This window comes from Thermoanaerobacter wiegelii Rt8.B1, from assembly GCF_000147695.2.
Taxonomy (GTDB): domain Bacteria; phylum Bacillota; class Thermoanaerobacteria; order Thermoanaerobacterales; family Thermoanaerobacteraceae; genus Thermoanaerobacter; species Thermoanaerobacter ethanolicus.
The window spans coordinates 943,792-968,182 of the sequence record NC_015958.1 but is presented as its reverse complement, the minus strand read 5'-3'; the positions used below and the strand labels follow the sequence as shown (position 1 = coordinate 968,182).

The following is a 24,391-nucleotide window of genomic DNA, read 5'->3' as shown; positions in this document are numbered from 1 at the left end:
ATTATTTTATACCTCTAATTGCTTCTCCGACTAAGACAACTATGAAAGACAAAAACCACATTACTAACATGGCAATAATAAGATAGCTTCCCCATATTTTTATAAATTTTATCTCATCTCGCCGTTCTGGTAACTCTTCTCTATAATAAATTTTTTTGACAAGTCTTAAATCATTGATCCAATAAGAAATATACAATACGCCCCCTAATAATCCTATACCAACTCCTATTAAAAAAAGATAATTGCTATAATATACGAAAGAAGTAAAAAAACCATTTACTATAATGTTAAGCACTATTGCTATTATTCCCAACACAATTCCTAAAATAATTCCTTTTTTCATACTCCACCTCAATTTCTCCACTTCTATAAATTACATTTTGATTATATCACAAAAGCAAATTAAAATAATTTATCATAATATTATAAAAATTTAAAATTTGATTTTTTAGCAGGATTTTGACACCTTTATATAGAATAAGTATAGTTGTCTATTTTTTTAGGGTGGGGGTATAAATGAAAAAGAAAAAAGAAAAATACCTCAATATTATGATTATTCCTGACTCAAATCAACAAATCAAAAGCTTTAAAATTTCTATTCCCCTAATAAAAACCGTAGTAATAGTGGCTTTTTCAATAATTATGGCTGCTACAATTTCTTTAGTCTATTTTGGCAAAACAACTGCTTACCTATACACTGTAATAGCAGAAAAAGATAAAAAAATCGCGCAACTAACCTCCCTTAAAGAAGAACAAGACAAAAAAATAGCTACTTTAGACAAAAATGCTCAATTGGTCAATGAAAAAATTAAAGGCCTAGATGAATTAGAAGAAAAGGTAAGGCGTATGGTGGGATTATCCACTTCCACTCCAAGCCGTGGCAATGTATCAAGAGATATTAGAGGTGAAAGCAACATATCTTATGACAATGAAACAACCGCTGAACTTATTTCGGAAATAGATCAAAAAACACAAAATTTACAAGACCTTATTTCAAAAGTAGCAGCTCAACTTGATTATCTGAATTCAATACCCAGTGTTTATCCAGTATATGGTACAACAACCTCCTCTTTTGGAACGAGAAAGTCTCCTTTTGGATATGGAAGTGAATTTCACCCTGGAATTGACATATCGGTACCTGTAGGAACTCCAGTAAAAGCCGCTGGAAAAGGTGTAGTTACATATGCAGGATGGTTATCAGGATATGGTAATGTGGTAATCATAGACCATGGTTATGGGATTCAGTCAGTATATGGACATAATTCTCAGATTCTTGTCAAAGTAAGTCAAAGTGTAAAAAGAGGCGATATAATAGCAAAATCAGGGAATACCGGAAGAAGCACTGGACCTCATGTTCACTTTGAGATTAGAGTAAATGGCAATCCTGTAGATCCAATGAAATATCTTGCAAAGGGGAATTGATATGTTTCAAAAAAGAGAACAGATTGTAGAAGTTAATCCAGACAAAATTGATACCGTCATAGGAAAAAATTCAACTTTTGAAGGCACAATTAAATCAGAAGGCACTCTAAGGATAGACGGTAATTTTACAGGTCAAATAGAAACAAAAGGAAATGTTGTAATAGGTGAGTCAGCAAAAATAGAAGCGAATATAACAACAGATAATATAATCGTTTCAGGTGAAGTAAAGGGAAATATATTTGCCAAAGGCCAGCTACAACTTACTTCTACTGGAAAACTTTATGGAGATATAGAAGTTCAAAATTTGATAATTGAAGAGGGAGCTATTTTTGAAGGAAAGTCTAAAATGACAAAGTCTTCTCCTTCAGATTTTAACAAAAAAGATGAACAAATCGAGTAGGAGCTGAATAATTATTTTATTCAGCGTCCTCTCACACCACCGTACGTACCGTTCGGTATACGGCGGTTCATTAGGAATTATGTACAATTCTTAGTACATCATTTCTTCCATCCCTTGACGCCGATGATATACTATGCACTTCCGTTGTCTTTTGAAATTCCCTTTCTCTATCCAACGGATAGCCTCTTTGTTGAGTTGTCTGCAGTCTTCGCATATCTCTCGAGTTCATAAGATTTCCGAAACCTCCTAATGTTCAGTCCTTCCTTATCTATTCATGTCTAGATAAGTACTATGACCTCTGCTGACTTCTCAAGGTTCAGCCATACATCACTGTATGGGTTGTCACTTCATATTTTACTTCCATGACTTATCCTTGAGACCTCCCCGGGTAAGAACGATTGCTTTCATCTCATATATCTGCCAGATTTACTGTATGGGATTCGGGTAGTGTTGGACTTTGTTTTGATGTGCAAACTCATCCATCCCAATTCAGCCTCTTATCTGGTTCTTGTTCATCAGACCGAGATTTTGCCTTAAGCTTCCTTCAGATTCCACCTCACGATGGACACCCTTGCTCTCGGCTAGTGGTTCCCACTACCAAGCCCACAGCGGACTTTCACCGCCTAGCTATCGCCCATGCCGGGCGCACACAAAATAAAAAGGCCATCTTACGGCCTTTTTTATATTATAGGAAGATATATGCCGTTTTCATTAGATTCTCCTTCTAAAACCTCTTTCAGTATATTTATCCCTTTTTCTATCTCCTCCAGCTCACAAGAGGCAAAACTTAATCTTATAAAATTGTTTTCTTTTTTTATTGCAAAAAACATATCCCCTGGAACTATAAGTAAATTTCTCTCTAAACATTTAGAATACAAATTTTTAGCAGAAATATTGTTTTTAAGCCTTAACCAGTAGTAAAAACCCCCTTTAGGATATTCAAACTCTACATAATTTTTTAATGTTTGAAGCCCTTTACCCATCTTTTCAAATCTTTTTTTCATCACTTGTTTTATTTCCCCAATATGGCTTTTCCAAATATTTTCTCTAAGATATAAATCAAAGGCTCTTTGCATTAAACCTGAAGTAGATAAATCTGTCACATATTTTGCTTTTAAAAAACTACTTACTAACCTTTCAGGAGCAATTATAAACCCTAACCTCAAGCCAGGCATGTATATCTTTGAGAAACTTCTTATATAAATGACTCTGTCATATTTATCATAGGCCTTAAGTGGCAATATCTTTTCTTCTGTAAAACTTAAATCACTGGCAAAATCATCTTCTAATACATAAGTCTCGTATTTTTCCGCTAGCTCTATCAGTTTCTTTTTTTATCCTCACTATAGACAATGCCGGTCGGATTGTGAAAATTAGGTATAGTATATATGAACTTAGGCTTAAACTTCTTTAACTTATCCTCTAATTCCTCTAAATTTATGCCATCTTTTTGCAAATCTACTTCTAAAATCTCTGCTCCTCTCGATTCAAAAGAGGCTAAAGCCCACGAATAGGTGGGTCTTTCAACAATTATGCTATCTTCAAAATTTATTAGCGCTTTCGATACTACATCTATACCTTGCTGTCCCCCAGAAATTACCTGTATATTTTCAACATAAGTAAATATTTCATCTTTCTTTACAAATTCTTTTATAGATTCTCTTAATGGTTTATATCCTCTTGTGTCTTGATACTCAAATGCATATCCTCCATCTCTTCTCAATACTCTATTGATTAAATCTCCAAAATCCTCCACTGGAAAAAGCTCTGGATTAAGAGATGAAGAAGCAAAATTTATAATTCCTTTCCTTAAGGGAATTTCTCCTTGGTCTGTTAATTTAAAGGTTTCATCAAGGTCCTCCTCTTTTTTTATATCTTCACATACATAAGTACCACTTCCTACCTTAGTATATACATATCCATTTTGTTCTAAAAGCTTATAAGCGTTTATCACTGTAATATTGTTTACTCCCAACTCCTTTGCAAGGCTTCTTATAGTGGGGAGTTTATAACCGCCTGGCAGGCTGCCATTCTCTATAAATCTTTTTATTTGGCTGTACAACTGAATATACAAAGGTACATTTTTACTTTTATCAATTGTTATTTTATTCATATCCATCCCTCGCAAAATTGTATCGCTACAATTATTATATCATTATCATGACAAAAATTCTTTTTAATTTTAAAATGTATTATAATGGATATGGGAGAAGAAATATTATAAAGAAAGCAAATGAGGTGAGAACATGTTTTTACTTTTAAAAGGTGGAGAAGTTTACTCTCCTCAGCCTTTAGGTAGAAAAGATATTTTAATCTGCAATGGAAAAATAATAAGAATTGCTGATGAAATAAAACCTATGAAGGAATTTGGAAATGTAGAAATTGTAGATTTGCAAGGCTTTATCATAGTTCCCGGATTCATTGACCAACACGTCCACATCGCAGGAGGCGGTGGAGAAGGAGGACCAGTCACAAGGACACCTGAAATAACTCTATCTGATATCACAAAAGGTGGAATAACTACAGTTGTAGGCCTCTTGGGAGCAGATGGAATAACCAGAAGCATGGCTTCTCTTCTTGCAAAAGCGAGGGCTTTAGAGCAAGAAGGCATAACTACCTACATATATACCGGTGCTTATGAACTTCCCACCCGCACTTTAACAGGAAGTGTAAGGTCTGATTTAGTTTTAATCGACAAAGTAATAGGTACTGGAGAAATTGCCATTTCAGATCACAGGTCTGCACAACCAACTACTGAAGATTTAACAAAACTTGCTGCAGAAGCAAGAGTTGGAGGACTTTTGGGTGGTAAACCTGGAATAGTTCACTTACACGTTGGAGATGGAATAAGAGGATTGTCCCCGTTATTTGAAATAGTGGAAAATACTGAAATACCTATTACGCAATTTGTTCCTACTCATATAAACAGAATAGGACATTTATTTGAACAAGGATTGAAATTTATAGAAATGGGTGGCGTAATTGACCTTACTTCTGATATAAAGCCGGACGCCCACACAAAAACTGCTTTAACCCCTAAAGAAGCAATTAAAAAAATTATAGAAAATAAATTGCCAATAGAAAAGGTAACTATGAGTTCTGACAGTAACGGTAGCATTCCAGTATTTGATGAAAATAAGCGATTGGTAAAGGTTATGGTGGGAAGTGCACAAACTCTATACCGCGATTTAAGAGAAGTTATAGTGGAAGGGATACTGCCAATAGAACAAGCAATTAAAATAATAACAGAAAATGTAGCAAAAGTGTTGAATTTATATCCAAACAAGGGGTGTATCAAGGAAAAATCAGACGGGGATATAGTAGTATTAGATAGCAATTTAAATATTCATTCTGTCATTGCAAAAGGAGTATTCATGATAAAAGATAAAAAAATAGTAAAAAAAAGCATGTTTGAAGAATAAAAGAGGCGGTCTCACGCCTCTTATTCTTTATATTCTTGCAATATCATTTCAGCTATTATTTCCATTGGAATTGACAAATCCATGCTCATCTTTCTCATAATTTTATAAGCTTCCTCTTCACTCAATCCTTTAGCTTTCATAATATACCCTTTTGCTTTTTCAATCTTTTTTCTCGCTTCAAGTTCATGCTTTAATTTTTGAATTTCTTCTTTCATGCTCCTAAACTTTTTGTAATTTTCTATGACAAATTCAACTGTCGACAAAAGTACCCCTCTGTCTACTGGTTTTAATAAATAAGAAAATACAGAATATTTTCTTATTTCCTCAAGAAAATCTCTTTGAAGAGTAGAAGTCATCAAAATTACAGGTGCTATATCATCTTCATTTATAATGCGTCCAACTTCAAAACCATTTATATTGGCAAGATTCAAATCCGCTATAACTAAATCAGGAGCGAGAGCGCGACAAAGCCTTATAGCACTTCCGCCATCTCTCGCTTCATAAACCAAGTGTCCATTCGCTAATAACACATTCTTTATGAACTGCCGAGACAAATCGCTACTGTCTGCTAAAACAATTCGCCATTGGCTCATCGAGACACCTCTAATTTAACTTAGAATTTAGAAAGATATTGATCTAATTCCCACTGAGTAACGTATATTTTGTACTCATCCCATTCTGCTCTTTTAGCCTCCAAGAATTTTGTATACACATGATCGCCTAATGCTTCTTTTATAACTTCATCCTTTTCTAACTCGTTTAAAGCTTCTTCTAAAGAGCCTGGCAGTCTTTCAATTCCTAAGTTTTCTAATTCTTCTTTATTCATATGGTATATATTTGCATTTACAGGTGGTGGCGGTGTTATATTATTCTTTATACCATCTAATCCTGCTGCCAATGCAACAGCCAAAGCAAGATAAGGATTGCTGGTTGGATCAGGACTTCTAAGCTCTATTCTTGTAGATTCTCCTCTTTTGGCAGGAATTCGTATTAAAGGACTTCTGTTTCTTGCAGACCAAGCAATATTTACAGGAGCTTCATAGCCTGAAACTAGGCGTTTATAAGAATTAACAATAGGGTTAGTAATAGCTGTCATAGCTTTTGCATGTTTTATAATTCCTCCTATATAGTTATAACATACTTTACTTAGCCCTATAGGGTCAGAAGGGTCATAAAAAGCATTTTTACCATCTTTTGTAAGTGACATGTTCATATGCATTCCAGAACCCGCAATACCAAAAACTGGTTTTGGCATAAAGGTGGCGTGTAACCCATGTTTTTGAGCAATTATTCTTACCACCATTTTAAAAGTCATCACATTGTCAGCAGTAGTTAATGCATCGTCATATTTGAAATCTATCTCATGTTGTCCTGGTCCTACTTCATGATGAGATGCTTCAATTTGAAACCCTAGTTGCTTAAGAGTGGATACCATTTCTTTTCTTGCGCTTTCTCCTAAGTCCACAGGTGCCATGTCAAAATAACTTGCATCGTCTTGAGTTATTGTTGTAAGATTACCCTTTTCATCCGTCAAAAAGAGATAAAACTCGCATTCAGGCCCTACATTAAATTGATAACCTAATTTCTTCGCCTCTTCTAAATTTCTTTTTAAAACATAGCGAGGGTCTCCTTCAAAGGGAGTTCCATCGTAATTGTAAATATCACATATGAGTCTTGCCTCTACACCAGAGTTTGTCCTCCATGGGAAGATCACAAACGTATCAGGATCCGGCCTTAAATACATGTCTGATTCTTCGATTCTCACAAATCCGTCAATTGAAGATCCGTCAAACATAATTTCATTGTTGAGAGCTTTATTTAGTTCTTCTACTGGGATAGAAACATTTTTCATGACTCCAAAGATGTCACTGAATTGAAGATGTACATATTCCACTCCATACTCATTTGCCAGTTTTAAAACATCCTCTTTGCTATATTTTTTACCCATAATCTTCCTCCTCTAATAAATTAAGGGCGCACTCAAATAGGGTGCCAATACCCATTTGAAGACGCCCTTGCCTTCCCTATAAATTATTATTAAATTTTAACTAAGAAATATTATATCACATTTTTTTCACAGTGCAATATAGTTTTAATAATTTTTTGCTATTTTTTCTCTACTAGTATGTCAATGCCATCAATCCAGCCAGAAACTACGTTGAAAAGCCATGCTCCAAAAGCACTAACTATAGAAAAAATTATGCCATAAACTATTCCGCCAATGAGGCCACCAATTATTCCTGCACCAAAAGCTCCAAAGCTGTTTACAAAAAGTCCACCAAATAAACCACCAATGAGTCCCAGAATTAGGCCTATCACAATCCCGTAAATCAAAGTAAATTTAAAAACTGACAAAACAGATATTTTTTTGAGTTTATAATTCCACATTTTAACACCTCCTTCCTTTTTTGAAATTTTAAATGTTTACGTTATAATTATATTATATCCAAAAATAATTATGCCTGTCTGTAGTTTCAGGGGGGATTTTATGAAAAGTTTTACAACAGTTATTCCATTTATAAAAAAGCACAAGTGGGATTACATAATAGGTATAATTTTTTTATTAGCAGTAGACTTGCTTCAAATGATAGTTCCCCATTTACTAGGTTCAGTAACTGATTTATTTAAAAGTAAAGATTTAACTCCAAAAGTACTATTAACGTATTCGTTTTGGATAATAGGTATAGCTATTTTGGTATTTGCTTTTAGATTTATTTGGCGTATGAAAATAATGGGGATGTCAAGGCTTTTGGAAAAAGAACTAAGGGAACAACTTTTTGCTAAGTTTCTTGAACTTTCGCCACAATATTACAATGAACACAAAACAGGTGATTTAATGGCTCATGCCACCAATGACATAAACGCCGTCAGAATGGCAGTAGGACCTGGAATTGTAATGTCTGTAGATGCATTATTTTTAGGCATATCCATAATAATCATAATGATTTTTACTATCGATCCAAAATTGACTATATTAGCACTTCTGCCTTTACCTATTATCGCATTGGTAGTCACTCGCTTTGGCAAACTCATTCACTCAAGATTTTTAAAAGTTCAAGAAGCTTTTTCCTCTTTAACAGATAAAGTTCAAGAAAGCATATCCGGTATCAGAGTTATTAAAGCCTTTGTTCAAGAAAAAGAAGAAATAGAAAACTTCAGACAGGAAAATTTAAGAAATTTTAAAACAAATATGAACATGATTAAAATCTGGGGATTATTTGACCCTACTGTTCAATTTTTAGCAGCATTAAGTTTTACAATAGCTTTGCTTTACGGTGGAATACAAGTAATAAAAGGGATAATCACTTTGGGTGATTTTGTAGCATTTACCAGTTACCTTGGAATGCTCATCTGGCCTATGATGGCTTTTGGCTGGGTGATAAATATTTTTCAAAGAGGTTCTGCTTCTATGGAAAGGCTTAATAAAATTTTCAGTGAAGTACCAGAAATAACCGATAACTATGCAGATCCAAATATTACACTAATTGAAGGAAATATAGAAATAAAAAATCTCTCATTTTCTTATAAAAAAGGCCTACCTCCTGTTTTAAAAAATATAAACATAAGTCTTCCAAAGGGAAAAACTCTGGCTATAATAGGTAAAACCGGCAGTGGTAAAAGCACTCTTGTAAATTTACTTGCAAGACTTTATAAAGTACCGCAAGATACCATATTTATTGATGGGCATGACATCAACGAAATACCTTTAAAAGTTCTAAGACAAAACATGGGTTTTGTACCTCAGGACAACTTTATATTTTCAGATACTATAGCCAATAATATAGCCTTTGTCAATGAAGAACCTCTAGAAAAAATACAAGAATTTGCTTCAATGGCAGATGTACATAAAGATATAATGGACTTTCCACAGCAATATCAAACAATTGTAGGCGAAAGAGGAGTAACTCTCTCAGGCGGTCAAAAGCAAAGGATAGCTATCGCAAGGGCTTTAATAAAAGAACCAAAAATCCTTATTTTAGATGATAGTCTCTCTGCTGTAGATACAAACACAGAAGAAACCATACTAAACAATTTACGCGAATATATGAAAGATAGAACAACTATAATCGTCTCTCATAGAATCTCTACTATAAAAAACGCTGATGAAATTATAGTATTAGATAATGGAGAAATAGTTGAAAGGGGAACCCATGAAGAGCTTATTAAGCTAAAAGGTCTTTATAACAGCATATATGAAAAACAGCAATTAGAAGATGCAATATTAAAAGAGGTTTAAGGCGGTGATAAAATGGAATACCAACAAGAAGAAGTAATGACCAAACCTTTTGACATTAAAATCATGAAAAGGCTTTTGACATACGCTAAACCTTACTGGTTGTACATTTTTATAGCAGCTGTAGGTATACTTTTAGTAACAGCATCAAACCTTTTACGACCATACCTCGTCCAAAAAGCTATTGATAACTATATAAATAATCCTAACATTCCTAAAGTAGAAGCAATAAATGGCGTTACACATATAGGGATTTTGTATTTAATAATCATAACCGTAGCCTTTATCATAAATTATGGACAGATTTATTTGATTCAATACACAGGTCAAAAAATAATTTTTAACTTAAGGCAACAGATATTTGAACATCTACAGAGTTTATCATTATCATTTTTTGATAAAAACCCTGTAGGAAGGTTGGTGACCCGTGTTACAAACGACACTGACACTTTAAATGAATTGTACACAAGTGTTATAGCAAACCTTTTTAATGACATCTTTATAATATTAGGAATAATCATTGCCATGGTAAGTTATAATGTAAAACTTGCATTAATCAGCCTCTCTACTACTCCGTTAATTATTGGAGGAATGTACATATACAGAAAATTAGCTTCACAAGCCTATAGACTTGTAAGAGTTCGCCTTGCCAGAATAAATGCTTTTCTTTCAGAACATATAAGTGGGATGAAAATTGTACAACTTTTTGTAACAGAGCATAAAAAAAGCAAAGAATTTGAAAAAATAAATAAAGATTATTATGACGCTAACATGAGGCAGCTTACAATTTTTGCAATATTCCGTCCTTCTATGGATGTAATATATTCTTTAACTTTGGCTCTTTTAATCTGGTATGGTGGGAAAGACATAATATCTCACAAAATTGAATTTGGCGTACTTTACGCTTTTGTAAATTATCTGCAACAACTGTTTCAGCCAATTTTTGATATATCAGAAAAATATGACATACTTCAATCGGCAATGGCTTCAGCAGAAAGAATTTTTATACTTTTAGATACAAAAGAACAAATAAAGGACCCTGAAAAACCTATTCCTTTAGAAGACATCCAAGGAAAAATAGAATTTAAAAATGTTTGGTTTTCTTACAACGGAAAAGAGTGGGTATTAAAAGATGTAAGTTTTGTGGTCAATCCTGGCGAGACAGTAGCTTTTGTAGGGGCAACTGGTGCAGGAAAAAGCTCTATAATAAGCCTTTTAAGTCGATTTTATGACATACAAAAAGGAGAAATTTTAATTGACGGAATTGACATAAGAAAAGTAAGGCAACAAGATTTAAGAAAACATATAGGTGTTGTATTACAAGATGTCTTTCTTTTTACGGGAGATATTAAATCAAACATAAGACTAAACAACAAAAACATAACAGACAACGATATTTACATGGTAGCAAAATATGTAAATGCTCATCACTTTATAAAAAAACTTCCAGAAGGCTATGAGTCAAAAGTAACCGAAAGAGGCTCTACTTTGTCGGCCGGTCAGAGACAGCTTTTAGCCTTTGCAAGAGCTTTAGCTTTTAATCCAAAAATATTAGTATTAGATGAAGCAACAGCGAATATTGATACAGAAACAGAAAGGCTTATACAAGATGCATTAAAAAAACTAACAAAAGGCCGTACTACCCTTGTAATAGCCCATAGACTATCTACAATACAGCATGCAGATAAAATAATTGTACTTCACAAGGGACGCATAAGAGAAATGGGTACTCACAACGAGCTTTTGCAAAAGAAAGGTCTGTATTATAACTTATATATGTTGCAGTACAAAGACCAATTAATAGAAAAAGAAGCATAAGTAGCATACTAAGATTTATGATGGACATACTATTTTTGAGGTGATAGTATGAGAAAATACTCTAAAATAGTATGTGCCATCTTTATTTTCTTACTTTTATTCAACTTATCAGGCTGTAAAAATAAACAACAAAATAAACCTCAAAAAAAGCCTCAAACAAGTCAAAAAACAGAAGTACCAAAAGAACTATCTAAAATAGAAAAAAATATAGAAAAAATAATAAAAGAAGCACAGAAAATAAAGGAAAAACCACAAAGTGATCAGGAAAAACAAAGTGATAAAGAAAAAAAAGATAAAAAGGAAGAGGATAAAAAATCACCAAAGAAAACTCCTGAAGATAAATCTTGGGAAGAAATTAACAAAGCAATAAAAGATATTCATACAGATTGGAACTCATTAACTCCTTTAGTTACTAAAGAAGGAGCAAAATTAAATCTAATAAATAGTATGAGTGCCGCTATAAATGACCTTACTATTATAGCAAATAAAAAATCAAAAATTGATGTTTTGATATATGCAAATAATATGTATAAATATATTCCTGATTTAGAAGACCTTTTTCAAACAGAGGCGCCTACTGACATAAAACGATTAAAATTTTACGCTCAAGATATCGCTTTTAAAAGTGAAGTGCAAAAGTGGGAAGAAATTTCAAAAGATTTGATAGATATAAATTCTGTGTGGCAAACTTTTAAGCCAAAACTTCCTAAAGAAGCAAAAAATTCAGCTGACAAATTTGAGGCAGGAATTACTGAATTACAAAAAGCAATAAAATCTCAAAATAAAGTTTTAACTAAAATAAAGGCAGAAGTACTTTTACAAAATATAAAATCTCTTGAAAAAAACGCAAAGCCTAAAAAGTAGAAAATTACTTTTTAGGCTTTTTGTTCATCTGTAATCCTTATTTTATTGACTTCATATAATAATAATGATATATTTTAAATTAAATAAACCTGCTTTAATGCAGTATAATTGAAATATTGTCATAATTTTAGAACTTTAGAGGAGGATAATAATGGGAGTTAATGTAGCAATTGTAGGAGCTACCGGAATGGTAGGTAGGACTTTTCTTAAAGTAATGGAAGATAGAAATTTCCCAGTTGACAAACTTTATTTATTTGCTTCGTCAAAATCTGCAGGTCAAAAAATCACATTTAGAGGTAATGAATACATTGTAGAAAAACTTACTGAAGAAAGTTTTAAAAGAGACATTCAAATCGCTCTTTTTTCTGCTGGTGCAACTATAAGCAAACAATTCGCTCCAATAGCTGCTTCTCATGGCGTAGTTGTAATTGACAATTCCAGTGCTTGGAGAATGGATGAAAATGTACCTTTGGTTGTCCCTGAAGTAAATCCTCAAGACATTTCATGGCACAAAGGAATAATAGCAAATCCCAATTGCTCTACCATTCAAATGGTAGTTCCTTTAAAGCCTCTTCACGACAAATATAAAATAAAAAGAATAGTGGTATCCACCTATCAAGCAGTGTCTGGAGCAGGTAAAAAAGGTGTAGATGACCTTGAAAGAAGTTTAAGAGGAGAACCATGCCAAGTATTCCCTCATCCTATTGCAAACAACTGTATTCCTCACATTGATTCTTTCGCACCAAACGGATACACAAAGGAAGAATTAAAGATGATAAACGAAACCAAGAAGATCATGGGAGATAGTTCAATAAAGGTATCTCCAACCACAGTAAGAGTACCTGTTGCAAACTCTCACAGCGAATCTGTCAATGTAGAATTTGCAAGGCCTTATGAAATGGAAGAACTAATAGAAGTCTTAAAACATGCCCCGGGAGTTGTTGTACAAGACGATCCTCAAAATAATATTTATCCTCTTGCAACTTATGCTACAGGAAAAGATGAAGTTTTTGTAGGTAGAATAAGAAGAGATGAGACAGTTTACAGCGGTCTTAACATGTGGATTGTAGCCGACAACATAAGAAAAGGAGCGGCAACAAATGCCGTTCAAATAGCAGAACTTTTAATTAAAAATATGTGAAAGGAGAATAATTATGCCTGTTTTTAAAGGGTCAGGTGTCGCTATTGTTACTCCATTTAACGAAGAGGGCGTAAATTTTGAAAAACTTGACGAGCTTATTGAATGGCATATCAAAGAAGGAACTGATGCTATCATCATATGTGGTACCACTGGTGAAGCCTCTACAATGACACAAGAAGAGCAACAAGCGGCAATTAAATTTACAGTAGAGAAAGTCGCCGGAAGAATACCAGTAATTGCAGGGACCGGTTCTAACAACACTGCCCATGCTGTTGAAATGAGTGAATATGCTCAATCTGCAGGTGCTGATGCTCTTTTAGTTATAACACCTTATTACAATAAAACAACACAAAAGGGATTAGTGGCTCACTTTACTGAAATAGCAAGACACGTAGACATACCTATTATTATCTATAATGTCCCCGGCAGGACATCTCTCAACATGCTGCCAGAAACTTATCTTGAATTGAGTAAACATGTAGACAACGTAGTTGGAGTAAAAGAAGCCAGTGGTGACATCGTACAGGTAGCTGAAATTGCCCGCATTATGGGTAAATCTTTTGAAATATACTCAGGAAATGACGACCAAGTAATACCAATAATGTCTTTAGGTGGCTTAGGCGTAATATCTGTCACGGCAAATATAATCCCGGCAAAAATACATGAAATGACAACCGCTTATTTAAATGGAGATATTGAAAGGGCAAGAGACATGCAGTTAGAACTTAATCCTCTAAATAAAGCCCTTTTTATAGAAACAAATCCTATACCCGTAAAAACTGCTATGAACTTAATGGGATTTAATGTAGGACCTTTGCGCCTCCCACTTGTTGAAATGAGCGATAAAAACTTAGAATATCTGAAATCTGTTCTTACAAAATACGGTTTGCTGAAGGAGGCAAATTAATGATCAGAATCATAATTCACGGTTGCAATGGAAAAATGGGAAAAGTAATAACAAAATTGGCAGCAGAAAATCCTGGTTTCAAAGTCGTAGCAGGAGTAGATAAAAATACTTCTCCTCTCGACTTTCCTGTTTACAGCGATTTAAAAGATGTAAAAGAAGAAGCAGATGTAGTAATTGACTTTTCATACCATGAAGCTGTACCTAATTTAGTGAAAGCCGCTCTACAAAAGAAGCTTCCTGTAGTCATTGCCACGACTGGACTTAGTGAAGAAGAATTAAAGGTTATAGAAGAAGCATCAAAAGAAATACCGATTTTTAAATCTGCCAATATGTCCCTTGGAGTAAACATACTTATAAACCTTGTAAAAGAAGCTGCAAAAATCTTACAGCAGGATTTTGACATAGAAATAATAGAAAAGCATCACAATATGAAAAAAGACGCTCCAAGTGGCACTGCGTTAATGATTGCAGATAGCATAAACCAAGTGCTAAATGACAAAAAGGAATACGTGTATGGACGCCATACTAAAACTGAACAGAGAAAGCCAAGCGAGTTAGGAATACACGCAGTAAGGGGCGGCACAATTGTGGGTGAACATCAAGTAATTTTTGCAGGTCACGATGAAGTAATCACCATAAGTCACTCTGCCCAATCCCGTGAAATTTTTGGTTATGGTGCCCTACAAGCTGCAAAATTCATAATAAATCAAAAACCTGGCTTATATACAATGGAAGACCTTGTGAAGAAAGGATGATAATTTTGAGCACAAATGATAACTTGACAAACCCTTATGAAATTGCAAAATATATCAAAGAAGCGAAAAAAACCACACCTGTTAGAGCTTACATACAAGGGAATATAGAAATTGAAGAAACCGAAGAATTAGAAGTATATGGCTGTGACAACTTTAAAATCGTCTTTGGAGAACTAGATGTCGTTGAAAAATTGATTGAAGCAAATAAAGATAAAATAAAACATTATCGCTTAGAGTACGACCGCAGAAATTCTGCAATTCCTTTGCTGGATATTAAGCATCTTGACGCGAGAATAGAACCAGGTGCAATAATTAGAGATCGAGTAAAAATAGGCAAAAACGCTGTGATAATGATGGGGGCAGTAATAAACATAGGTGCAGAAATTGGTGAAAATTCTATGATAGACATGAACGCAGTAATAGGCGCCAGAGGAATTATAGGCAAAAACGTCCATGTAGGAGCTGGAGCTGTTATAGCCGGGGTATTAGAACCCCCCAGCAGTGTACCAGTTGTGCTTGAAGATAACGTACTTGTCGGGGCAAACGCAGTTATATTAGAAGGAGTAAGAGTAGGTCATGGAGCTGTTGTAGCAGCAGGATCAGTTGTGACAGAAGATGTACCACCTAACACAGTAGTTGCAGGAGTTCCAGCAAAGATTGTAAAAATAGTAGACGACAAAACCCGTGAAAAAACAAAACTCATGGAAGACTTGCGAGGTTAAATAAAACACCCGATTTTGTCGGGTGTTTTAATATTCTATTCCGTATCTCGCTGGTATTCCTTTTTCAAAAGGATGTTTAATCGCTTTCATCTCTGTAACCAAATCCGCTTTTTCAATTATCTCCTGAGGAGCACTCCTTCCTGTCAAAACCAATTCCATCTCCGTCGGTTTCATATCTATTAACTTTAACACATCTTCCACTGTGTACATTTTACTATGTATTGCCGCCATTATCTCATCTAAAATTAAAATATCGCACTTTTTGTTTTGGAGGACATCTACAACAAATTCATAGGCGTTCTTCATATCCTCAGCAAGAATCTTCTTTTCCTCTTCATTTAAACTCCAAAAAAACTTTTCTGTTGATTGAAACCTAAAAACCTTGAAATTTTCAATATTCTTAAGTGTATGCAACTCCCCTGTATCCGTGCCTTTCAGAAATTGTACCATATAAACTTTAAAGCCTCTTCCCACCGCTCTTATGCCAAGTCCAATAGAAGCCGTCGTCTTTCCTTTGCCATCTCCAGTATAAACTTGTATAAGTCCTCTCTCCAAAACTCATTCCCCCTTGTGTCCTCTGTTATTTCCATTCTAACTCTTTTGTAATTCTTTTTCAACCACTTCCATTCTCGTAATAGAAACCTCATAAGCGACCTTTGTAACCACTTCATCGCCCAGTTTTTTTTGGTATTCCCTACTCTGTACTCTTCCCCATAAGCGTATACGATCTCCTATTTCTAACTTTTCAGAAAACCTTGCATTTCTTCCCCACGCTATGACAGGTATGTAATCAGATTTGTTATAAGGCCTATTTACCGCAATTAATAAATCAGTTATCTCTCTCCCAAAAGGAGTAGTTCTATAAACAGGTTTTTTACAAATAAAGCCGTCCAAAAAAATTTCATTTGGATTTTTTACTACTTCCTCCTCAGGTATCGTCATTATGTCCCGGGCAAATATGGTCAAAATTAATTTATTTTTCCCTTCTTCTGGAGATTTCCTATTATAAGACCTCAATTGCCCTTCAATCTTTACCCTTGTGCCTACCTGTAAATTCATACCTTCAAACAGGCGGTTAGAAATAGTAACCGGAAGATAATCCTTTGTTTCACTCAATCTTGGCACTTCCAAAATAAAATTAAAAAATTCTTCGCCATATAGTTCATGACTGTACTCTAAATCAGTAAAAATTTTTCCTACAACTACAACTACGTTGTTCTCCAAAAAGTTGCCTGCCATGTGTTCACTCTCCCCTTCCCCTTATGTGTCCTTCTAAAAATATATATTAAAATTGGAAAGCATTTATGACAGGTGGCAAAAGTAATCGTTAAAATTATCTTCAAAAAATTTATCACCGCCCACTATTCTCAAAGGTTTTAACCACATTTTGTATATCTTTAATTTCATATCCTAAAATTAATAATACAGTTATTACAAATAATGAGTTATATATATTATACTGTCCAGGAACTTTTATTTCAACAGGTATTTCCATTGGCTCTATCAATTTGCCCTTTAAATTAAAAAAAGTCCTTTGTACGCAATAATTAAATTCATAACCTTCATCTTCATAAGATATTGAAGAAGCAGTAATGGAAGATTTTGGATTTAAACCGCATGTTATAAGGGTAGAATTTATTCCCTGTGCAAAGAGTTTATTTGATAGCTCATCATCTGCATTTGTTATTATAATACCGCTTGGAAAATTATAAATATAATTTTTTAACTTGTGAAAATCCTCATCACATAGAATATCAGAGATAATTAAAATATCTGCTCTCTCTTTATAATTCTTTAACTCTTCTATCACTATTTCTTTAGAATGTACACAGTAGGATAAAAATTTTATAATAGAACTTTTTTCTGAACTTCCTCCTACAAATATATGTACCATATAATCAGCTCCTATTTTTAATGCTATTCTTATTCTTTTACAAAAGTAAAATTTTATAATGTAAAATATATGCAATATAGGAAGGCTTCTGCCTTCCTATATTGCAAACCAGTGGTGTCCTATCACATTTGTAATTGTCCTTGTCCATATCCACCAAGAAGTTGAAGTAGCTGGATTGAAGAAGTATAGGGCTCCTCCTGTTGGGTCCCATCCGGCTAAAGCTGCATCTGCTGCTTTAAAAGCTGTAAGGTCAGGTTCGTGATTGAAAAATTCACCATTCGTTACAGACTCAAAAGCATCTGGCTGATATATAACTCCTGCTACAGTATTTGGGAAAATACCGCTTTTTACTCTATTCAAAATCACCGCACCTACAGCGACCTGACCCTCAAAGCTTTCTCCACGAGCTTCAGCATAAATCATTTTTGCGATTAAATATCTGTCAACAAGATAATTGTAATAAGCACTATTTTCATCTACTGGCACCACTAATTTTTCACCAGGATATATCAAATCGCTCCAATTCCCATTTGCCTGTTTTATGTTATTTACATCACTACCATACCATTTCGCTATTAAATACAATGATTCACCTTTTGAAACAACGTGGATTTTGTCGTAAGCGTATGCCGAAGTAATTCCTCCAAATAGCATTATAAATATCATTAAATATGCTACAGCAATTTTCAAAATTTTATTCTTCATCATGAGTTTCCTCCTTTCTATTGTTGCGCAATAGCAGGAGTTAATTCGATTACAATTATAAACTCTCGCATCAATATTGTCATCCTTTGTATTTCCCGATAATTCTCCGTTAATTAAAAATATCTCCAGAATGATATATTATAGTGATATATTCTTAGATATACTAATCTATGGATGATTCCCATTTTTCCCAAAATTATCACCCAACATAATTTCAAATATTTCTACTATTCCTTTTTCTTTTAACTCATTATACTTCATAGCAATAAACTCATAAAAATCATATTTGTCTATTTCCCTTTCAATTTCAGAGGAAATGATTAAAAATTTATCAAAATTTATCGTTTTACTTTTCCCTACATTAAAATAAACGGAGGGCAACAGAGTAAGATCAATTTTTAAAAAATTTCTCTTCGTTTCGTAATTCATTAAAAAAGCTTTAGAACAAAGCAATTGAATGATAGATTTTAATTCTCCAATATTTCCCTCATACTGCAAAGACAAAAGTAAAGAAATTAACTCTGGATGTACAATAATATTTAAGTTTAGCCGTTTGGCTTCTTCTTTAAAAAGGTAAACAATTATCTCAATTTTCTCGTTTAGAGGCCTTCCATCAAAAGATGGCAGTTGGATGATAACTGGTATTCGTCTCATAAAAGTTTTTAAAAGAAAAGAATCAGGTTTTTCTGTAGTAGCTGCTACAATCATTAAGTTAGCCGTTCTTTCAACAGTATCTCCTAATCTCCGATATACTCCTTTGTCAATAAGATAAAATAACATTTCTTGGCCTTCTGGAGGTAATCTGTGAACCTCGTCAAGGAATAATATCCCTTTATCGGCTTTTTCGACTAAACCTATCTTATCTACATCAGCTCCAGTATAGGCTCCTTTAACATGTCCAAACAAATGAGACATAAGAAGTTGAGGATTGTTATAGTAATCCGCACAATTTAATACTTCAAGAGGTCCTACCCTACCATTTTGAAGACTGAATTTGTACATCATCTCTGCGAAAAAAGATTTACCAGAGCCAGGCGGTCCTATGATAAGAGTGTGGAGCCCATAAGGAGGATATAATACAGCTGCTTTGGCCTGTTCTATTTGTCCTTTGAGGCTGCCATCATGTCCTATTATATTTTCAAAAGCACATTCTTTTTCTTTCCTTAAGTTTAAAAAATCAATTAAGTCTCTTAGAAGCATTTCTTCCTTAACCTTATTCCCTAAAAAATAAGCTAATCTATTTTTTTCAATATAATACACAGGTTTTGAAATAATTTTAACTATTTTCCCTTCTCTTACAAGATGATTTAAAATAAAAGACACATTTGGTCGAGCCATTTTTAGCAATTGTGCTACTTCTTCTGTAGTGATTCCACCTTTTCTACTTATCAAAAAATTTTGAATATCAAATTCTTTACTTTTTTCTACAATAATATTATAAATTTTTTCCTTATTAGTCATATAAAACACCACTTCCTTAATTAATAAACCTCCTACCAAAAGGCAGGAGGTTATATATAAATGTTGGTAACCCGGCTATCATAGCAAAACTGTTGCATTAGACCCGTAGCTTTGCGTCCCCGCCTTTCGACGAGTTTGCCTTTTTCAGCAAAAATTTATCTAATTTTCCTATATTACTATTTCGACATAAATATGAATTTTCCTTCTATTTTTAAAAAAGATTTTTTCTACATAATTCGTTAAATTTATACTAATTTCTAAATGTATGTGTTTTATGCATTCTTTTGTGTATCAAAAATGTGTATAAAAAATTATACACATTAAAAACTTTTATTAATTTTGTCTATATACAGTAAATTGGCATAAAAATTGCTTGAGTTTTATTATAGAAAATAAATCTTACAGAAAGGAGATGATGAATAGAAGAAAGAAACAGTTTCACTTAGCGACTAGAAGGGCTGACTTAAATTTTAAAAAATATTAAATTTTTAAGGAGGTAAGAAAAAATGAAGAACCGACAAACATTAAAAGCTTTACTGGCTTTTGTGTTAATTGTAGCTTTAATGTCGCTAAGTGGAGTATTAGTCCAAGCTCAGCCCAACTTAACAAACTTATCTGGCGACTCTCCAACAAAAAATTACTCGCCTCAAATTCAAAAAGTTTTGATGCAAGATTCTAACAAAAACAAAATCTTTGATAACTTGGAAGCAAAGTTTACTGATAAGCCTGACAGTGCGGAATTCCCTGTCATAATAACCTTCAACAAAAACATAGATGATAACGAACTATTAAATATTTCTAAATCCATTGGAAAGTTTAATATAAAGCATAAATACAAAATTATTCCAGGAGTTGCTGCTACTTTAACTAAAGGACAAATAAACGCTTTGTCAAAATTAGATATAGTAAAGCAAATTGAGTATGACGAGCCTGTATATGCGACATTAGACACTGCAACAAAATGGTTTGGCGTTACAAAAGCGAGAAATGACTTTGGCGTAACTGGAGACAAAGATGGTAATCCTTCCTCTTACTCCAAGAATGATATAGTAATAGCAGTTATTGATACAGGTATTGATGGATCCCATGTTGACCTTGCTGGTGGCAAAATAATAGGATGGCAAGATTTTGTAAACGGTAAAACTACCCCTTACGATGATAATGGACATGGAACTCATGTAGCAAGCATTGCGGCAGGCACTGGGACAGGGAACAGCCTTTATACAGGTGTTGCTCCTGGTGCAGCTTTGGTAGGAATAAAAGTACTCGATTCAAATGGAAGCGGAAGTATGAGCACTGTAACTGCAGGGATTGACTGGGCTGTTCAAAACAAAGACGTATATGGAATTAAAGTCATAAATTTAAGCCTTGGAACTTCTACAAGTTCTGATGGAACTGACTCTACCTCATTAGCAGTAAACAGCGCCGTAGATAGCGGAATTGTAGTAGTAGTTGCAGCTGGAAATTCAGGCCCTGCAAGGTACACCATAGGATCACCTGGTGCAGCAGAAAAAGCCATAACCGTTGCAGCAATGGCGGATGTAGGAGAACTTGGATTCAACCTTGCAAGCTTCTCCAGCCGTGGTCCCACAGCTGACGGAAGGATAAAACCTGACATTGCAGCACCCGGATACAATATAACTGCCGCAAAAGCAAACTCTATAAATGGTTATGTGACATACAGTGGCACAAGCATGGCAACACCTTTTGTAGCAGGTACAGTAGCCCTTATGCTCAATGCAAATATAAGCCTTGCACCACTTGATGTAAAAAATATAATAATGACTACTGCAAAAAGTTGGGGTCCTCCAAGCAAAAACATTGACTATGGTGTAGGAAGATTGGATGCATATGAAGCAATTAAAACAGCTGGAAATTTCACAGGAACTAATATATCTGTGCCAAACCACTATTATGCTAAAGATTTACTCCCTGGGTCTCGTTACAGTGACATTTGGACATTTAACGTGACAGACACATCATATCCTATTGCAATAACTTTCATAATACCTGATTGGGCAAACTATAACCCTGATTTCGATATATACCTCTATGACCCCACCGGTACTCTTGTTAAAAGTTCAACTGGAACACAAAGGCAGGAAACAATAACATATATTCCAACACAAACGGGAACCTATTATATCAAAGTATATTCATATAGAGGCAGTGGAAATTATTACTTTGATTTAAGTACGGGCGGCGGTTCACTCACCCTTTCAAATAACGATATATAAAAATTAAAGAAGTATGGTGCCGATTGGCTCCATACTTCTTTAATTTTTGCGACTTTCTACTTTATTTTCTCCTTTTTCAAGTAAAATTTTTTCGTCAAAGCAGTAGATTTCTATAGGCTCTCCTTCTAATAGTACAAACACAACACTTTCTTTGGTTAATTTGACATTTATTTTTCTACCTTTGTATCTCACATTAAAAGAGAGCAAATTCCATTCTTTTGGCAATCTCGGCTCAAAATGCAGTTCATTTGTATAAACCCTCATTCCACCAAAACCATTCACAACTGCGCTCCATGTTCCCGCCATAGAAGCAGCATGAATTCCGTCCTTAACATTGTCATTGTAGTCGTCCAAATCCATTCTTGCAGTCATCATAAAGTATTTATAAGCTTTGTCAGTATATCCTATTTCATTGGCTAGTATGCTAAATATAGCTGGCGACAAGGAGGAGTCGTGAGTGGTAATAGGTTCATAATAATCGTAATTCTTTTTAAGTTCATCTTTAGTAAATTTTTCTCTCTGTAAAAACATCAAAAGCAACACATCAGGCTGTTTACATATTTGATATCTGTAAATATTTAGGTAATGCCAGTGCAACAAAAGTGGAAATTGATCTTGTGGTATTTCATCCACTGTTATCCTTTCTTTATACAAAAAGCTGTCATCCTGTGGTATAATATCAAGTTCTTTTGAATAAGGAAGGTACATATTGTCAGCAGCTTTTTTCCACGCATTAATTTCTTGATCTTTTAGATTTAACTTAGAAGCAATTTTTTGGTATTTCTCAGGCACTTCTTTTTTCATTTTATTTGCAATATCATAAGCGTATTCCAAATTCATCTTTGCCATGTAATTAGTATAGGCGTTATTATCAACCAATGCAGTGTACTCATCTGGACCAGTTACACAGTTTATGCAAAATTTATTGTCTTTAAGAGGAATATACGCCCCTAAATCTTCCCAAAACCTTGCTGTCTCAAACACTATTTCACAGCCATAGTCATAAAGAAAATCCACGTCATTCGTCGCTTCTACATATCTTTTCAAAGCATAAACTATATCAGCATTTATGTGATACTGTGCCGTACCAGCTGGAAAGTAAGCAGAACATTCAGGACCATCTATCGTTCTCCAAGGATACAAAGCTCCTTTGTGACCTAATTCCTTTGCCCTATTTCTCGCTGCATCCAAAAGATTATACCTGTACATTACCAAAGCTTTTGCAATTTCAGGCTTTGTATAAAGAAAGAAAGGCATTATATAGATATCAGAATCCCAAAAATAATGGCCTTCATAACCTTCTCCAGTCAGCCCTTTTGCTGCAATATTTGTCTTTCCATCTCTTCCGACAGATTGAAGTAGATGAAATTCATTAAAGCGTATGCCTTGCTGCAAAGCTTTATCTCCTTCTATGATTACATCAGCATCTTTCCAAAAAGAATTCAAAAATTCTTCCTGCTCTTTTTCTATCGTTTCAAAGCCGTCATTTTTGGCTTTTTCTATTTCTTCTGAAGCGAGAACAACTAATTTATTTTCATCAAAATCCTTTGAAGTGTAATAGGAAATAAATTTATTCAATGTGTATGAGGTGCCTTTTTCAGCCTCTAGATCTACAATTACTTTTACTCCATCTTCTTCTAAACTATTTGAGACTTCATATTTACTATCTCCCACTAATACATTGTCTATCGCGCAAACATAGGAGAAATTACTCTTTTGCGTCTTTTGAACAATCCACCCTTTTAAACCCTTTACACTTTTATCTATAGTCTTTAAAACCTTTCCTTTTAAATTTGACCCTACTCTTACATCTTCACTATCATTTATATTTGAAACATTTCCGTCAATAGCGGAAACAAATCTAATTTTTCCGGTAAAATTTACAGGTTCCACAGTAAAAGAAATCGCCGCTAAATGTTGTCTATTTAATGATACAATTCTCTTTATTTTTACCTCTAAAATTTTTCCTGTAGGGGATTCCCATTTTACTTTTCTTTCTACAAAACCTTTCTTCATGTCAAGTACTCTCTCATAAAATAGGATTTTCCCTTGTAACAAATCAAACTTTTCCCCATCTACATATAATTTTATTATTTTACTATCAGCCACATTTAACATCGTCTGCCCTATTTTTGCAAAACCATATCCCCCTTCAGGGTAAACTATATCGTGTATTTCATAAAATCCATTGATATACGTCCCATTAAAAGAGGTATTTTTAGGCCCTGAATATCCTTCTTCAAAAGTTCCTCTCATTCCAATATATCCATTTGCTAAAGCAAAAATAGTTTCATTTCTGTATTTAGTGTCTATACTAAACTGCGTCTCTCTTATAACCCAATCTTCAAAAGGGTAAATTGGTTTCTTCGTTTTGTTGGCCATATCCATCCTCCACTCTTACTTTATTCA

22 protein-coding genes, 1 pseudogene and 1 riboswitch are annotated in these 24,391 nt (G+C 34.0%); of the genes and pseudogenes, 11 read left to right on the top strand and 12 right to left on the bottom strand.

Annotation, left to right across the window (positions count from 1 at the left end):
• Window position 1: 1 nt before the first annotated feature.
• Window positions 2-343 (bottom strand): hypothetical protein, encoded by a 342-nt coding sequence (locus THEWI_RS04585; RefSeq protein WP_014062623.1) that lies wholly within the window; start codon window positions 341-343, stop codon window positions 2-4.
• Window positions 344-516: 173 nt separating this feature from the next.
• On the opposite strand from THEWI_RS04585, the gene THEWI_RS04580 reads away from it, so the two are divergent.
• Together THEWI_RS04580 and THEWI_RS04575 are read left to right on the top strand one after the other, a co-directional pair.
• The gene (locus THEWI_RS04580; RefSeq protein WP_014062622.1) at window positions 517-1,422 is read left to right on the top strand and encodes a M23 family metallopeptidase; all 906 of its coding nucleotides are present in this window, start codon (window positions 517-519) and stop codon (window positions 1,420-1,422) included.
• A gap of 1 nt (window position 1,423) precedes the next feature.
• Window positions 1,424-1,822 carry a bactofilin family protein gene (locus THEWI_RS04575; RefSeq protein ID WP_014062621.1) on the top strand — a complete coding sequence of 133 codons (399 nt, stop codon included), beginning with the start codon at window positions 1,424-1,426 and terminating at the stop codon, window positions 1,820-1,822.
• Window positions 1,823-1,892: 70 nt separating this feature from the next.
• Here the strand turns inward: THEWI_RS04575 and THEWI_RS14160 are convergent, their stop codons facing one another.
• On the bottom strand, window positions 1,893-2,051 hold the full coding sequence (locus THEWI_RS14160; protein WP_014062067.1) for a hypothetical protein: 159 nt from the start codon (window positions 2,049-2,051) through the stop codon (window positions 1,893-1,895).
• Between the two features lie 451 nt (window positions 2,052-2,502).
• Window positions 2,503-3,935 (bottom strand): annotated as a pseudogene (gene pdxR, locus THEWI_RS15430) (MocR-like pyridoxine biosynthesis transcription factor PdxR).
• Window positions 3,936-4,068: 133 nt separating this feature from the next.
• Between pdxR and iadA the strand changes: the two are divergent.
• Window positions 4,069-5,244: a beta-aspartyl-peptidase gene (gene iadA / locus THEWI_RS04560; protein WP_003870301.1), complete on the top strand. Its 1,176-nt coding sequence runs from the start codon at window positions 4,069-4,071 to the stop codon at window positions 5,242-5,244.
• A gap of 20 nt (window positions 5,245-5,264) precedes the next feature.
• On the opposite strand, the gene THEWI_RS04555 is transcribed toward iadA, so the two are convergent.
• The 3 genes from THEWI_RS04555 to THEWI_RS04545 form a co-directional block, all read right to left on the bottom strand.
• A complete protein-coding gene (locus THEWI_RS04555) occupies window positions 5,265-5,837 on the bottom strand; it encodes an ANTAR domain-containing response regulator (protein ID WP_003870302.1) in 573 nt (190 codons plus the stop codon).
• A 20-nt stretch (window positions 5,838-5,857) separates the two neighbouring features.
• Window positions 5,858-7,192 carry a type I glutamate--ammonia ligase gene (gene glnA, locus THEWI_RS04550; protein WP_003870303.1) on the bottom strand — a complete coding sequence of 445 codons (1,335 nt, stop codon included), beginning with the start codon at window positions 7,190-7,192 and terminating at the stop codon, window positions 5,858-5,860.
• Between the two features lie 158 nt (window positions 7,193-7,350).
• A complete protein-coding gene (locus THEWI_RS04545) occupies window positions 7,351-7,632 on the bottom strand; it encodes a hypothetical protein (protein ID WP_006570213.1) in 282 nt (93 codons plus the stop codon).
• A 100-nt stretch (window positions 7,633-7,732) separates the two neighbouring features.
• Here THEWI_RS04545 and THEWI_RS04540 point away from each other — a divergent pair, with 100 nt between their 5' ends.
• The 7 genes from THEWI_RS04540 to dapD all read left to right on the top strand — a co-directional run bounded on the left by THEWI_RS04540 (window position 7,733) and on the right by dapD (window position 15,685).
• The gene (locus THEWI_RS04540) at window positions 7,733-9,481 is read left to right on the top strand and encodes an ABC transporter ATP-binding protein (RefSeq protein WP_014062620.1); all 1,749 of its coding nucleotides are present in this window, start codon (window positions 7,733-7,735) and stop codon (window positions 9,479-9,481) included.
• A 12-nt stretch (window positions 9,482-9,493) separates the two neighbouring features.
• Window positions 9,494-11,296 carry an ABC transporter ATP-binding protein gene (locus THEWI_RS04535; RefSeq protein ID WP_003870306.1) on the top strand — a complete coding sequence of 601 codons (1,803 nt, stop codon included), beginning with the start codon at window positions 9,494-9,496 and terminating at the stop codon, window positions 11,294-11,296.
• Between the two features lie 48 nt (window positions 11,297-11,344).
• Window positions 11,345-12,160 (top strand): hypothetical protein, encoded by an 816-nt coding sequence (locus tag THEWI_RS04530; RefSeq protein ID WP_014062619.1) that lies wholly within the window; start codon window positions 11,345-11,347, stop codon window positions 12,158-12,160.
• 151 nt (window positions 12,161-12,311) lie between these two features.
• Entirely contained in the window at window positions 12,312-13,301 is a 990-nt protein-coding gene (locus tag THEWI_RS04525) for an aspartate-semialdehyde dehydrogenase (protein ID WP_014062618.1), read from the top strand.
• 13 nt (window positions 13,302-13,314) lie between these two features.
• Window positions 13,315-14,208, top strand: a complete 894-nt coding sequence (gene dapA / locus THEWI_RS04520; protein ID WP_014062617.1) for a 4-hydroxy-tetrahydrodipicolinate synthase — start codon at window positions 13,315-13,317, stop codon at window positions 14,206-14,208.
• The gene (gene dapB / locus THEWI_RS04515; protein ID WP_014062616.1) at window positions 14,208-14,963 is read left to right on the top strand and encodes a 4-hydroxy-tetrahydrodipicolinate reductase; all 756 of its coding nucleotides are present in this window, start codon (window positions 14,208-14,210) and stop codon (window positions 14,961-14,963) included. Before dapA ends, dapB begins: the two co-directional genes overlap by 1 nt.
• Window positions 14,960-15,685 carry a 2,3,4,5-tetrahydropyridine-2,6-dicarboxylate N-acetyltransferase gene (gene dapD / locus THEWI_RS04510; RefSeq protein WP_003870311.1) on the top strand — a complete coding sequence of 242 codons (726 nt, stop codon included), beginning with the start codon at window positions 14,960-14,962 and terminating at the stop codon, window positions 15,683-15,685. The genes dapB and dapD overlap by 4 nt, the downstream gene beginning before the upstream one ends.
• Before the next feature lie 27 nt (window positions 15,686-15,712).
• On the opposite strand, the gene THEWI_RS04505 is transcribed toward dapD, so the two are convergent.
• From THEWI_RS04505 to THEWI_RS04485, 5 genes are all read right to left on the bottom strand, one after another.
• On the bottom strand, window positions 15,713-16,240 hold the full coding sequence (locus THEWI_RS04505) for a cob(I)yrinic acid a,c-diamide adenosyltransferase (RefSeq protein ID WP_014062615.1): 528 nt from the start codon (window positions 16,238-16,240) through the stop codon (window positions 15,713-15,715).
• A 36-nt stretch (window positions 16,241-16,276) separates the two neighbouring features.
• Window positions 16,277-16,924, bottom strand: coding sequence for a single-stranded DNA-binding protein (locus THEWI_RS04500; RefSeq protein WP_003870313.1), 648 nt, complete (start codon window positions 16,922-16,924; stop codon window positions 16,277-16,279).
• Between the two features lie 112 nt (window positions 16,925-17,036).
• The gene (locus tag THEWI_RS04495) at window positions 17,037-17,579 is read right to left on the bottom strand and encodes a Mur ligase family protein (RefSeq protein WP_004397096.1); all 543 of its coding nucleotides are present in this window, start codon (window positions 17,577-17,579) and stop codon (window positions 17,037-17,039) included.
• Between the two features lie 96 nt (window positions 17,580-17,675).
• Window positions 17,676-18,284, bottom strand: coding sequence for a cell wall hydrolase (locus THEWI_RS04490; RefSeq protein WP_003870315.1), 609 nt, complete (start codon window positions 18,282-18,284; stop codon window positions 17,676-17,678).
• A gap of 168 nt (window positions 18,285-18,452) precedes the next feature.
• Window positions 18,453-19,745 carry a sigma 54-interacting transcriptional regulator gene (locus tag THEWI_RS04485; protein ID WP_208854402.1) on the bottom strand — a complete coding sequence of 431 codons (1,293 nt, stop codon included), beginning with the start codon at window positions 19,743-19,745 and terminating at the stop codon, window positions 18,453-18,455.
• Between the two features lie 62 nt (window positions 19,746-19,807).
• A riboswitch (cyclic di-GMP riboswitch) is annotated at window positions 19,808-19,895 on the bottom strand.
• A 356-nt stretch (window positions 19,896-20,251) separates the two neighbouring features.
• Between THEWI_RS04485 and THEWI_RS04480 the strand changes: the two genes are divergently transcribed.
• Window positions 20,252-21,982 carry a S8 family serine peptidase gene (locus tag THEWI_RS04480; RefSeq protein WP_014062613.1) on the top strand — a complete coding sequence of 577 codons (1,731 nt, stop codon included), beginning with the start codon at window positions 20,252-20,254 and terminating at the stop codon, window positions 21,980-21,982.
• A gap of 39 nt (window positions 21,983-22,021) precedes the next feature.
• On the opposite strand, the gene THEWI_RS04475 is transcribed toward THEWI_RS04480, so the two are convergent.
• Window positions 22,022-24,364 (bottom strand): glycoside hydrolase family 65 protein, encoded by a 2,343-nt coding sequence (locus THEWI_RS04475; protein WP_014062612.1) that lies wholly within the window; start codon window positions 24,362-24,364, stop codon window positions 22,022-22,024.
• Between the last annotated feature and the right edge of the window lie 27 nt (window positions 24,365-24,391).

What these genes read in the sequence shown, in the direction of transcription:
- THEWI_RS04535 (WP_003870306.1), top strand. Translation starts at nt 9,494, where the DNA reads ATGGAATACCAACAAGAAGAAGTAATGACCAAACCTTTTGACATTAAA.
- THEWI_RS04475 (WP_014062612.1), bottom strand. Translation starts at nt 24,364, where the DNA reads ATGGCCAACAAAACGAAGAAACCAATTTACCCTTTTGAAGATTGGGTT.
- THEWI_RS04545 (WP_006570213.1), bottom strand. Translation starts at nt 7,632, where the DNA reads ATGTGGAATTATAAACTCAAAAAAATATCTGTTTTGTCAGTTTTTAAA.
- THEWI_RS04525 (WP_014062618.1), top strand. Translation starts at nt 12,312, where the DNA reads ATGGGAGTTAATGTAGCAATTGTAGGAGCTACCGGAATGGTAGGTAGG.
- glnA (WP_003870303.1), bottom strand. Translation starts at nt 7,192, where the DNA reads ATGGGTAAAAAATATAGCAAAGAGGATGTTTTAAAACTGGCAAATGAG.
- THEWI_RS04540 (WP_014062620.1), top strand. Translation starts at nt 7,733, where the DNA reads ATGAAAAGTTTTACAACAGTTATTCCATTTATAAAAAAGCACAAGTGG.
- iadA (WP_003870301.1), top strand. Translation starts at nt 4,069, where the DNA reads ATGTTTTTACTTTTAAAAGGTGGAGAAGTTTACTCTCCTCAGCCTTTA.
- dapB (WP_014062616.1), top strand. Translation starts at nt 14,208, where the DNA reads ATGATCAGAATCATAATTCACGGTTGCAATGGAAAAATGGGAAAAGTA.
- THEWI_RS04575 (WP_014062621.1), top strand. Translation starts at nt 1,424, where the DNA reads ATGTTTCAAAAAAGAGAACAGATTGTAGAAGTTAATCCAGACAAAATT.
- THEWI_RS04580 (WP_014062622.1), top strand. Translation starts at nt 517, where the DNA reads ATGAAAAAGAAAAAAGAAAAATACCTCAATATTATGATTATTCCTGAC.
- dapA (WP_014062617.1), top strand. Translation starts at nt 13,315, where the DNA reads ATGCCTGTTTTTAAAGGGTCAGGTGTCGCTATTGTTACTCCATTTAAC.
- THEWI_RS04495 (WP_004397096.1), bottom strand. Translation starts at nt 17,579, where the DNA reads ATGGTACATATATTTGTAGGAGGAAGTTCAGAAAAAAGTTCTATTATA.
- THEWI_RS04585 (WP_014062623.1), bottom strand. Translation starts at nt 343, where the DNA reads ATGAAAAAAGGAATTATTTTAGGAATTGTGTTGGGAATAATAGCAATA.
- THEWI_RS04480 (WP_014062613.1), top strand. Translation starts at nt 20,252, where the DNA reads ATGAAGAACCGACAAACATTAAAAGCTTTACTGGCTTTTGTGTTAATT.
- THEWI_RS04500 (WP_003870313.1), bottom strand. Translation starts at nt 16,924, where the DNA reads ATGGCAGGCAACTTTTTGGAGAACAACGTAGTTGTAGTTGTAGGAAAA.
- THEWI_RS04485 (WP_208854402.1), bottom strand. Translation starts at nt 19,745, where the DNA reads ATGACTAATAAGGAAAAAATTTATAATATTATTGTAGAAAAAAGTAAA.
- dapD (WP_003870311.1), top strand. Translation starts at nt 14,960, where the DNA reads ATGATAATTTTGAGCACAAATGATAACTTGACAAACCCTTATGAAATT.
- THEWI_RS04530 (WP_014062619.1), top strand. Translation starts at nt 11,345, where the DNA reads ATGAGAAAATACTCTAAAATAGTATGTGCCATCTTTATTTTCTTACTT.
- THEWI_RS04555 (WP_003870302.1), bottom strand. Translation starts at nt 5,837, where the DNA reads ATGAGCCAATGGCGAATTGTTTTAGCAGACAGTAGCGATTTGTCTCGG.
- THEWI_RS14160 (WP_014062067.1), bottom strand. Translation starts at nt 2,051, where the DNA reads ATGAACTCGAGAGATATGCGAAGACTGCAGACAACTCAACAAAGAGGC.
- THEWI_RS04490 (WP_003870315.1), bottom strand. Translation starts at nt 18,284, where the DNA reads ATGAAGAATAAAATTTTGAAAATTGCTGTAGCATATTTAATGATATTT.